Raw genomic sequence first — 10,112 nt, 5'->3', positions numbered from 1 at the left:
CACCTTTTTCTCCGAGTGCGGGCCATCCACGTTGCTGAATGCCAGGCTCACCACGCGCTGGGTATCGGCAAACAATTTGTTTTCCATGGTGGTGTCGGCATTGAGCTGACTGGCACCATTCAGGGTGTCCAGCAGGGTGAAGAAGCTGGTCTGGGCCAGCTCGTAGTCGCCCAGTTTGTAATGGCTCCAGCCGTGCTTGTAGAGCGCCTGGCTGTAGAATTCATTATTGGCGCCGCGACGGATGACATCCGCGTACGCTTTTTCCGCATAGTCATAATCACCATCCGAGAACAGCATTTCACCCCGGCGGAACTGGGATTCCAGTGCCCATTCGCTGTTCGGGTACTGTTCTACCAAGGCGTCCAGGCTGGCGCGGGCCTGTTCCAGGTTGCCATCCATGGCATAAGCCTTGGACAACAGGTAGTAAGCTTCGGCGCGTTGGTCCGGGTCGTTGGTGCTGTTAAGCAGTTCCTGATACAGGGAGATGGCAGTGTTGTAATCCACGTCCTTATCGGCCAGGGATGGCGCCATGGTGCCGGCGAGATCCAGAAGAGCCAGTTTGCGTTCGGTATCCGGGGTGGTGTTCACCTGCTCCATGGCGTTGTCGTAGACGAGCTTGTCCACTTTTTGTTCCAGACGCTCGTTATCGGCGTCTTCTATACCCATTTCCTGCTCGGTGGCAGAGGACAAGGCCAGATCCGCCATGCGACGGAGCGTTTTGGCTCGACGTTCCGGGTCGTCGAACAGCTCGGCGGCCTGCCGGTAGCTGTTCAATGCGTCCTGGGTGCTGGCACTTTCCAGTTGCTGTTCTTCGATGATGATGTCGGTGCCTTCCAGATCCGCCAGGGTCGTTCCCCCGAAGCGGGCCTGTTGCTCCAGAGTGCCGTTCTGCGGTGCAGACGCACAGCCGCCAAGAGCAATGATTGCGGCTGCCAGCCCATGCAGGCGAAATCGGTTCACGATCCTTTCCTCTGTTTGCTGCCGTCGGATGCCGAAGAGTCCTGCAGGCGGGCAACGGCCAGATGGGCCTCGGCCAACTGGTCTGCCAGTTTCTGCTGGTTGGCCAGTAAAAGCGCAAGGGCATCGGCCTGCATGCTCTTTTCCAGAGCCTCAAGGGTGTCTTCGGTAAGACGTTTTATTTTGTCAATTCGCTGGGTCTGCTCGGCCAGTCTCTGGCCCAGGTCGTCCCGGGTGCGCAGGGTGGCATCACGGATCTGCTGTTGTACGGCAGCAATTCGTTCGCCCAGAACACTGCTTTCTTCTCGTAATTGGGTAGCAGCTTGCTCCTGTTTTTGCCGTTGTTCTATCGACTGGTGAGCAATATCCCACAACAACAGGCCGCGCACTTTACGTAACCGAAGGGCATTGGCATGGCTGGAGTCGGGCAAGGTGCCGAACTGGCGTGCCATGGCATCCACTTTCTTCCACATGATGGCCTGTTCGGCGCTGGCCACATCTTGCGGTTTACTCATGTCGACAAAATTGGGAATCGCCGCGGAGACCCTGTCACTGGCCATGGCCAGTTGTTCCTGCCGGCTCATGTGGCGGGTCATTTCGCCGCGAACATGGGGCAGGTTGCGGCTCAGGCTGTGCTGCTGGATTTGATAGGTTTCCTCAAGTGCAGGCAGTGACTGTTGCCATTTGTTCACCATGCTTTTGATCTGATGAATTTGCCGGTAGTGCTCGAAACGTTGGGCAAAGGCGTTGCTGGAAAACAGCTTGTAGAGATAAGAGAGTTCGTTGCCCCGGGCCAGATCGCCACTGTTGGCTGGCAGTAGCCCAGCCTGGTTGCCGTCTTCCGGTAACAGAGCTTCCGACCAACCGGGTTTGGCGATGTTGTCGATGGCCTGCTGGATGTCTTTCAGTGCTTGACGGTATTCCGAGGCGGCATACTGGTAACCGGCCAGGGCCTGGGGCAGCCCGCCGAGCTCTTCGTAGGCACGGGGGGCGAGCATGAGCGCTTCCTGCACAGAGGGGTGGCTGCTGTTGCGGCGGACCGCCTCCAGCCACAGGGGCAGGGCGCGTTTTATATCGCCGGCCCGGTAATTGGCCAGTCCCAGGGCGAGTAATGCATCTTCGGAGAAGGGGCCGTCACTGCGGACCTGACGCAGGTCTGCACGGGCACTTTGTAGTTTACCTTCTCTCAACTCGGTCAGTCCCGAGGCCAGGGCAGCCCGATCGCGCAGGGCGAGAGCCTGGTCAGAACTGCCACCGGCTCCCAGCAGGGATTTGAGCAGGGCAACCCCCTGTTCACGGTGACCGCCGCGAATTAATGCCACGCCCATGTTGTAAGTGGCGTAGCGGCCTTCATCCGTGCTCAGGGGGACTGAGTGCAGATAATCCAGGGCGCCAGCGAAATCTTCCTCGGCCATGAAGATATTGGCCAGCATAAGACGTCGGCGGGCGTCGTCTGCCGGGTCCAAGCCTTCCACGTTGTCGCCGTCAAGAATCATGGCGGCTTCCGCCAGATTGCCTTCACGATAGTGCAGCGCAGCCTTATGCAGCCAGGTCTGGGCCCGGGTGCGGCTGAGAATGTCCTTTTCCAGCAGGCGGTTGAAGATGATCTCTGCCTTGCCCGGCAGGCCATAGGTCACATAGAGATCGCCAAGCAACAGCTCTGCGTAATCCGTATCCTCGTTGAATAGCGCCAGCTCCTGATTGACCAGCAGCGTATTGATGGCATTGAAGTTGGCGTGACGATAGTAGTCGAACATGACCTCGCCAAAAGCCAGGTAACGGTGTTCTTCTACGCCAAGAGGTATCGGACCTTCGTTGATGTCATCGAAGAATTCGACTTTTGCCGCCTGGGCGGGGGACAACAGGGTGGCGAGGCACGCCGCGACCAGCCACCGTTTTCGCCGCGCCTGTGTCATTGCTGATTCCACTCGCGGAATTCAAACTTGTGCTGTTGTTTGTTCAGGTCGTCCACCACCTGCATTTCCACCATTTTCTTGCCGGCACCCTTGGTGAAGGTGTAACTGGTGGTTTTCTGATAATCCTTGCCGAGCGGATCATAGCCAGTGATGGTGGCTTCCATGACGTGGCGGCCACTGGCCAGGTTGCCGGTGTAAAGACGCTGGATACCGCCTTTAGTGAGGGCCTCGAATTCCTGATCACTGTAAAAATGGTAACCCACGTGTTCGCCGTCAATGGTCAGATTGACATCGACCAGGCGAATCGGCGTGCCCACATCCACGGAGACGAAGATGCTGGTTTGTGGGCTGGCATAGAGGAGCTCCTGCTCCAGCAGGGTGAGATCCCGGTTCAGGTCCAGGGCTTCGCTTTTCAGCTGGCGGATCTGCTCGGACAGACCATCGTCATCGGCGGCGCTGGCGACGGTACACAGGCCGACAAGGAAGGCGCTGCACAGGGGCAAGAGTGCTTTCATGGGATGGCGATCGCTTTGTGTTGTTGTTATTGGCCGGTAACCCGGCTGGCGTAGTGCCTAGTTGTAATCAGAAGAATGCCTTAAATCAAGGGGAACAGTCAGTCATTATTGGCCGTGAGAGCCGATTTTGGTGGCTTCTATAGTCAAGGAGTTTCACTTTTTTGATATGAAATTACCAGTACTGCTGCAGCAAGCCCTGAATGAGGCTGGCCTGGAAGGTGATTGGACCCTGACTCCGGTGGCAGGCGGCGACACCGCCCGTAGCGGGGTGCTTGAAGACAGAGAACGTCGTTATTTCGTCAAACAACATCGCAATCCTCTGCTGTTGGAAGCGGAAGCGCGGGGCCTGGAGGCGCTGGCAGTAAGCCTGAGCGTTCCCCGGGTGGTGCATTGTTACTCCGCCAGTGAAGGCGGGGTGCTGATTCTGGAGTACCTGCCTATTGCTTCCCTGAGCGGCAGCAGTCAGTGGATGGCCGCCGGAGCGGCGCTGGCTCGCCTGCACCGGGTTGAAGGGCCTGCCCGGTACGGCAGTCACCCGGATAACTTTATTGGCGCCAGCCCGCAGAGCAACGCGGACCACAATGACTGGGTTGCCTTTTTTGCCAACGAAAGGCTGACGCCGCAATTGCAAAGGGCTCGGCAGCGGGGGCTACCGGTATTGGCGGCGGAGCGGACCGGGCAGGTCATCGAACAGCTGGACCGCTGGCTGCCTTCCCGGCCGCCCTCTGCCCGGGTTCACGGTGATCTGTGGCAGGGCAATCTGGGACAGGTGAACGGGGAGCCGGTGTTCTATGACCCGGCCTGTTATCATGGCGATCCGCAGGTGGATCTGGCCATGCTCAACCTGTTTGGTGGCGTGCCGGCGGCGTTCTATCAGGGGTATCAGGCCGAGTACCCGGCAACGCTGCGGTATCAGGCCTGGCCAGTGTATGACCTTTATCACTGGCTGAATCACTACACTCTTTTCGGTGGTCAGTATGCCCGGGCAGTGGATGACACTGCCCGCCGTTTGCTGATCACTTGCTGACAGGGAAATCAATGCAGATCATTGCCGATGCCAACATGCCGGGCCTGGAACCCTTTGACGCCATGGGTACCGTGACCCGAGTGGATGGCCGCAGCCTGACCAGGCAACAACTCGGTGAGGCCGAGGTATTGCTGGTGCGCTCGGTAACCCGGGTAGATGCGGATTTGCTGGCGGGATCACGGGTACGATTCGTGGGGTCGGCAACCATTGGCACAGATCATGTGGATCTGGCCTATCTGCAACGGCAGGGCATTCGCTTTGCCCATGCGCCGGGCTGTAATGCCCGGGCCGTTGCGGAGTATGTGCTACAGGCAGTGCTGTTGCTCTGTGAGGCAGGAAACCGTTCCCCGCGTGGGGCAACGGCGGCGGTGGTGGGGCTGGGCAATGTGGGGCTGCAGGTGGCCGACTGGCTTACCGATCTGGGTATGAAAGTGCGCGCCTGTGATCCGCCGCTGGCGGGGCAGGGCTATGCCGGTCCCTACCGGCTGGAGCCCCTGGATGCCATGCTCGATGCGGACTTGATCACCCTGCATGTACCGCTGACAGACAGCGGTGATCATGCCACCCGGCATTTGCTGGATGCGGCCCGGCTGTCACGGCTGTCTGCATCGCAGATGCTGATCAATACCTGCCGGGGGCCGGTGATCGATAACGAGGCCTTGCTGGCGCGGCTCGAGGTAGGCCAGGCTCCGGCCACCATTCTGGATGTCTGGGAAGCCGAGCCCCAGGTACCACCAGCGCTGTTCGAACAGGTCTTGCTGGGATCGCCGCACATTGCCGGCTACAGCGCCGAGGGCAAGCTCAAGGGAACCCAGATGCTCTATCAGGCGTTCTGTGACTGGCTCGGCGTGACGGCACAACCGGCGCCGGTGTCGGCAAGGAATGAAATCATCGATCAGCAGGTGGCAAACGAGGAGGATCTGCTCAGGGTGCTGCAGGTGGCGTACCGGTTATCGGAGGATCATCAGCGGCTCGGTGATAGCCTGCTTTCAGAGGAACCGGGCACAGCCTTCGACCGGTTGCGCAAGGAGTACCCGGTGCGCCACGAGCTTCATGACTGGTGCTACCAGGGTGAGGTCGCTGCCCCCTGGCAACGGATTATGCACCGGCTTTTTGCCCGGGCTTGAGAGGCCGGGGAGGCTGCCAGCTTTTCTCCAGGCGCTGAAATGCTTGCTGGATCATGGCTTCGGTAATGGGAACTTCCCGGCCCTGCTCATCAATAATGGCGCCACCGTGGAAATTCTTGCCGGGTTGCTGGCTGTCGAGATTCATGGCTGCATCCCTGTGTGTATGCATGATTAAGTCGTTTATTTAGGCGCTGGCCTGCGTGGACAGCAATGCCATTTTTGTATCTGGATATGACCGCTTTATGAAAGTCGACCAAACTCTCTGTCTCGGTGTTCTGGTAAACCCTTACGCCGGGCTTGGTGGCAGCGTGGCTCTGAAGGGCAGCGATGGCGAGGAAACCCGTGATGAAGCGCTGCGACGCGGGGCCGAGCCCCAAGCACCGGCTCGCATGACCCGCGCGCTCAAGGCGCTTGCCGATGCGAAAAACCTGACCGTGCTGACCTGGGCCGGCGATATGGGTGAGGCAAGCTGCCGGGAAGCCGGCCTGTCCTGTCAGGTAATCGGTGAATCCACTATGCCTAGTCGTCCACAGGACACCCGTAGGGCAGCGGAGGCACTAAAAGGTGCCGGGGCCGAACTGATCCTGTTTGCCGGCGGTGACGGCACTGCCCGCGACCTGGTGGATGCCCTGGGCCAGGAAACGCCAGTACTGGGCGTTCCCGCCGGCTGCAAGATGCATTCGGCAGTCTATGCCATCAACCCGGAAGCGGCAGGCAGCCTGCTGGCAGAACTGGCTGGCGGAGAACTGGTGGGGCTGGAACTGGCAGAGGTGCGGGATATTGATGAAGAGGCTTTCCGCGAGGGCGTTGTCCGCGCTCGCCATTATGGTGAGCTACAGGTCCCCGCCGAAGCCCGTTACCTGCAACAGGTAAAATGCGGTGGCCGGGAAGTGGAAGATCTGGTGGTCACCGAAGTGGCCGCCTGGATCGCGGACAGCCTGGAAGAGGATACCTATTACCTGATGGGTTCCGGTTCTACGGTGGCAGTGGTCATGGAACAACTGGGCCTGGAGAACACGCTGCTGGGTGTAGATCTGGTCTACAACCAGGAAGTAGTAGGTCGGGATCTGGGAGCAAGGGCGCTGCTGGCGCAGATCGGCGATGCCCCGGCCCGGGCGGTGATTACCGTGATTGGTGGGCAAGGGCATCTGTTCGGCCGTGGTAATCAGCAATTCAGTCCTGAGCTGATTCGGCGGCTGGGCAAGGACAACATCCGGATCCTTGCCACCCGTACCAAACTCAAGACCCTGGAAGGGCGACCGCTGCTGGTGGATACCGGTGACGCGGCGCTCGACCGGGAGTTGTGCGGGCTTTGGCCGGTGGTTACCGGCTATGAGGATCAGGTGTTGTATCGGGTCAGTACAGAAGCAGTTAACAGTGAATAGTTAACAGTGAACAGCGCCGCGAAAGGGGTTGTCATGCTATGAAACGCAAAGAGGCCGCGTCCATGGTTTGGACGCGGCCTCTTGCGTTTCAGGAGCTAAGTGCGCTGATCGCGCACTGTTAACTATTCACTATTAACTGTTAACTATCTTTACCCGTGCCGTTTCTCCTGCAACGCCGCAATACGATCATCCAGCGGCGGGTGGGAGGCGAACAGGGCCTTGAAGCCTTTGGCCAGGCCGGAGTTGATGCCGAAGGCCACCAGGGTATCCGGCATCTGGTTGGGCATCTGGGATTCAGCTTTCAACCGTTGCAAGGCGGAGATCATATCGCGGCGCTCTGCTAGCTGCGCGCCAGCCACATCGGCCCGGTATTCCCGGAAACGGGAGAACCACATGACGATGGCGCTGGCGGCGATGCCGAAGATGATCTCGGCCACGATCACCACAATGTAGTAACCGAAGCCCAGGCCGCCACCACCGTCACGGCGCATGAAGCTGTCCACCACATAGCCGACCACGCGGGCGGCAAAGATCACGAAGGTATTCACCACGCCCTGCACCAGGCTCAGGGTGACCATGTCGCCGTTGGCCACGTGGCCGATCTCATGGGCCAGTACCGCGCGCACTTCTTCCGGGCGGAAGCGGGTCAGCAAGCCTTGGGAAACCGCTACCAGGGCGGCATTCTTGTTCCAGCCGGTGGCAAAGGCGTTGGATTGCTGGGCCGGGAAAATGCCCACTTCCGGCATTTTGATACCCGCCTTGTCAGACAGCTCTTTCACTGTCTGTAACAGCCAGCGCTCTGCCTCGTTGCCAGGCTGCTCGATGACCTTCACCCGCGCAGACCATTTGGCCATGGGCTTGGAAATCAACAGGGAAATCAGCGAGCCGGCAAAGCCGAATACCGCACTGAAGATCAGCAGGCTGGTCAGGTCCAGTCCGGAACCGCTGGCGGCAAAATAGGAATTCACCCCGAGCAGACTCAGGGTAATGCTGGCGACCACAATCACCGCCAGGTTGGTCAGCAGATAAAGCGCAATGCGCATCATCGTCGGTTGTCTCCACGTGTCATCGGAAAGCTTGATTATGGGGGCGAAGGCCGTGAAGGCAAGGTATACTGCGCGGTAAACGTACCCGCCACATGCTCTCCCGGTCCTATGCAATCCTCCGAACTGTCAGACCTGCTTGCCCCTTATCTGGTTCCCCCTACGCAGCCACGCCATCGTCTTTTCCATGGCCGGGGGAAAACCGTACCCGCCCTGGAGTGGTTAACCATCGATTGCTTTGCGCCGGTACTGGTCGCCACGGTGTTCCGGGCCCAGGACGAGGCCATTCTGCAGGCGCTGGAATCCTGCCTGGCAACCGCACTGATGGGCCTGGGTTGTGACACTCTGGTCGTTCAGCATCGCTATGACGGTAAAGCAGAGAATGTGCTGGTGTGCGGCGAGCTGCCGGAGTCGCCCCTGGCGAAAGAGGATGGACTGGTCTACAAGCTGGATTTCCAGCGCGGGCAGAACCTGGGGTTCTTTGCCGATATGGCGCAAGGGCGGCGCTGGATTCGAGAGCGTGCCGAGGGCAAGAAAGTTCTCAACCTGTTCAGCTTTACCTGCAGTTTTTCCGTGGCGGCCCTGGCCGGCGGTGCCGAATCGGTGGTGAATATTGATCTCTCCGACCCGGCGCTCAGATTGGGGCAGCAGAATCATGGGCTCAACGGGTTCGAAGGCGCAAAGGTGCATTACCTGCCGCACAACATTTTCCGCAGCTGGAAAAAACTTCACAGCCTGGGGCGTTACGACATCATCGTGATTGACCCGCCCAGCGCCCAGAAGGGCAGTTTCATGGTGGAAAAGGACTACCCGACGTTGCTGAAGAGGCTGCACAAGCTGCTGGCACCGCAGGCGGAGATTCTTGCCTGTGTGAATGCTCCTTGGCTGGACTATGGGTGGCTGGAAACGTGCCTGGAGGAAAATCTGCCGGGGGCGGAACGGGTAAGGCGTTTACCGGGAGCCCCGGGATTCGACGAAGTCGGGGAGCCGGCCCTGAAGACGGTCCACTATCACTACCGGCGACCGGCAGAACTCGATAGCTGAGCCAGATCGCAGACGCTTGCATTCGCAATAGCCACTGTAGGGTGCGCTGAGCCAAATGCGAACTGCATCATCCCAACGCCAAATCGGTGCGGTTCGCCTTTGGCTCAGTGCACCCGACGCCGTCGGCACAGGATGGGATTAGACGCCGGATTCGGTCACGACATGCTGGTTGTCATCCTGCTTGAGCAGATCGGCAAATTCTTCTGCCTGAACCGGCTCCGGGTGTCGTGACAGCAGATAACGCACTACGGCTGTGGTACGCACGGAATCCTGAGCGCGGATGGCCTGCAGGAACTGTTCGGCAAGCGTCGCCTTTTCGTGTTTTACGGTGGCAGGCAGGCTTGGGTCGGTGTTATCGAAACGCAGCTCACAGATGGCAGTCAGAAGCACAAAGGCCTTGTTGGTCAGTACTGCTTGTTCAATGCCTTCCTGAAAGATGGTGGCGTCATAGCGCAGCAAACCTTCTTCCGCCAGCCACAGCATGGCGCCCAGACAGGCCATGTGACGGCTACTGTGCAGGCCCACATCGTCCACTTCTGTAGGCCCGATAATGTCTTCCACGTAGAGCGCGCCGGGTCGCGGGAAGCTCATATAGGCCTGCATGAGAATGCGGGCAACGTCGTGGCTGAAGTCGTCGATATGCAGATGTGACATGGGCGGCTCTTTACAACAAATGTAGAAACGTCGCTGGCGGCGCGATCATCAACGCCTGGAATCGCGCCGCCAGCGACGCTCCTACGAGTAGAATTCGGGAATGAATCCCTGTTATTTTTTTCGTACCCGATCCAGATAGCGGGCGATGCGGCCGATGGAATCTTCCAGGTCATCCACCCGGGGCAGGAATACCACCCGGAAGTGATCCGGTTCCGGCCAGTTAAAGGCCGTGCCCTGAACGATCAGGACTTTTTCCTCGCGCAGCAGATCCAGTGCAAAGGCTTCATCGTCTTCGAACGGGAATACCTTCGGGTCCAGTTTCGGGAACAGGTACAGCGCGGATTTGGGCTTCACGCAGCTGACCCCGGGGATGGAATCGAGCATTTCCCAGGCCAGGTCCCGCTGGCGGCCCAGCCGGCCGGTGGGCAGTACCAGATCACCAAT

11 protein-coding genes are annotated in these 10,112 nt (G+C 59.2%); 4 read left to right on the top strand and 7 right to left on the bottom strand.

What is annotated here, in order from left to right; all coding sequences use genetic code 11:
• The 3 genes from ACFE0K_RS14225 to ACFE0K_RS14215 all read right to left on the bottom strand — a co-directional run.
• Positions 1-960 (bottom strand): tetratricopeptide repeat protein (locus ACFE0K_RS14225; protein WP_434536685.1); only part of this gene is annotated, 960 nt, incomplete at its 3' end.
• Positions 957-2,873 (bottom strand): tetratricopeptide repeat protein, encoded by a 1,917-nt coding sequence (locus ACFE0K_RS14220; RefSeq protein WP_434536684.1) that lies wholly within the window; start codon positions 2,871-2,873, stop codon positions 957-959. The genes ACFE0K_RS14220 and ACFE0K_RS14225, both read right to left, overlap by 4 nt.
• On the bottom strand, positions 2,870-3,388 hold the full coding sequence (locus tag ACFE0K_RS14215) for a hypothetical protein (protein WP_434536683.1): 519 nt from the start codon (positions 3,386-3,388) through the stop codon (positions 2,870-2,872). The genes ACFE0K_RS14220 and ACFE0K_RS14215 overlap by 4 nt, the downstream gene beginning before the upstream one ends.
• Before the next feature lie 166 nt (positions 3,389-3,554).
• On the opposite strand from ACFE0K_RS14215, the gene ACFE0K_RS14210 reads away from it, so the two are divergent.
• Positions 3,555-4,415, top strand: coding sequence for a fructosamine kinase family protein (locus ACFE0K_RS14210; protein ID WP_434536682.1), 861 nt, complete (start codon positions 3,555-3,557; stop codon positions 4,413-4,415).
• 11 nt (positions 4,416-4,426) lie between these two features.
• Positions 4,427-5,542 (top strand): 4-phosphoerythronate dehydrogenase, encoded by a 1,116-nt coding sequence (locus ACFE0K_RS14205; RefSeq protein ID WP_434536681.1) that lies wholly within the window; start codon positions 4,427-4,429, stop codon positions 5,540-5,542.
• Here ACFE0K_RS14205 and ACFE0K_RS14200 read toward each other — a convergent pair.
• Positions 5,514-5,711, bottom strand: coding sequence for a PA1571 family protein (locus ACFE0K_RS14200; protein WP_434536680.1), 198 nt, complete (start codon positions 5,709-5,711; stop codon positions 5,514-5,516). The two genes, ACFE0K_RS14205 and ACFE0K_RS14200, sit on opposite strands and share 29 nt — an antisense overlap.
• A 73-nt stretch (positions 5,712-5,784) precedes the next feature.
• Here ACFE0K_RS14200 and ACFE0K_RS14195 point away from each other — a divergent pair, with 73 nt between their 5' ends.
• Positions 5,785-6,927: an ATP-NAD kinase family protein gene (locus ACFE0K_RS14195; protein WP_434536679.1), complete on the top strand. Its 1,143-nt coding sequence runs from the start codon at positions 5,785-5,787 to the stop codon at positions 6,925-6,927.
• Between the two features lie 149 nt (positions 6,928-7,076).
• On the opposite strand, the gene htpX is transcribed toward ACFE0K_RS14195, so the two are convergent.
• Positions 7,077-7,973, bottom strand: coding sequence for a protease HtpX (gene htpX / locus ACFE0K_RS14190; RefSeq protein WP_434536678.1), 897 nt, complete (start codon positions 7,971-7,973; stop codon positions 7,077-7,079).
• A 108-nt stretch (positions 7,974-8,081) separates the two neighbouring features.
• On the opposite strand from htpX, the gene ACFE0K_RS14185 reads away from it, so the two are divergent.
• Positions 8,082-9,014, top strand: a complete 933-nt coding sequence (locus tag ACFE0K_RS14185; protein WP_434536677.1) for a class I SAM-dependent methyltransferase — start codon at positions 8,082-8,084, stop codon at positions 9,012-9,014.
• Positions 9,015-9,152: 138 nt separating this feature from the next.
• On the opposite strand, the gene ACFE0K_RS14180 is transcribed toward ACFE0K_RS14185, so the two are convergent.
• Positions 9,153-9,668 carry a hypothetical protein gene (locus ACFE0K_RS14180; RefSeq protein ID WP_434536676.1) on the bottom strand — a complete coding sequence of 172 codons (516 nt, stop codon included), beginning with the start codon at positions 9,666-9,668 and terminating at the stop codon, positions 9,153-9,155.
• A 111-nt stretch (positions 9,669-9,779) separates the two neighbouring features.
• Positions 9,780-10,112, bottom strand: a 333-nt coding sequence (locus ACFE0K_RS14175) for an aminotransferase class I/II-fold pyridoxal phosphate-dependent enzyme (protein ID WP_434536675.1), incomplete at its 5' end; no start/stop codon positions are given.

The organism is Alcanivorax sp. (assembly GCF_051117345.1).
Lineage (GTDB): Bacteria > Pseudomonadota > Gammaproteobacteria > Pseudomonadales > Alcanivoracaceae > Alcanivorax.
The sequence above is the reverse complement of the archived record's forward strand: the minus strand, read 5'-3'. Positions and strand labels throughout refer to the sequence as shown.

Bases quoted from the DNA above. Each gene is read 5' to 3' on its own strand.
- htpX (WP_434536678.1), bottom strand. From the start codon at position 7,973: ATGATGCGCATTGCGCTTTATCTGCTGACCAACCTGGCGGTGATTGTG.
- ACFE0K_RS14185 (WP_434536677.1), top strand. From the start codon at position 8,082: ATGCAATCCTCCGAACTGTCAGACCTGCTTGCCCCTTATCTGGTTCCC.
- ACFE0K_RS14205 (WP_434536681.1), top strand. From the start codon at position 4,427: ATGCAGATCATTGCCGATGCCAACATGCCGGGCCTGGAACCCTTTGAC.
- ACFE0K_RS14195 (WP_434536679.1), top strand. From the start codon at position 5,785: ATGAAAGTCGACCAAACTCTCTGTCTCGGTGTTCTGGTAAACCCTTAC.
- ACFE0K_RS14215 (WP_434536683.1), bottom strand. From the start codon at position 3,388: ATGAAAGCACTCTTGCCCCTGTGCAGCGCCTTCCTTGTCGGCCTGTGT.
- ACFE0K_RS14200 (WP_434536680.1), bottom strand. From the start codon at position 5,711: ATGCATACACACAGGGATGCAGCCATGAATCTCGACAGCCAGCAACCC.
- ACFE0K_RS14210 (WP_434536682.1), top strand. From the start codon at position 3,555: ATGAAATTACCAGTACTGCTGCAGCAAGCCCTGAATGAGGCTGGCCTG.
- ACFE0K_RS14180 (WP_434536676.1), bottom strand. From the start codon at position 9,668: ATGTCACATCTGCATATCGACGACTTCAGCCACGACGTTGCCCGCATT.
- ACFE0K_RS14220 (WP_434536684.1), bottom strand. From the start codon at position 2,873: ATGACACAGGCGCGGCGAAAACGGTGGCTGGTCGCGGCGTGCCTCGCC.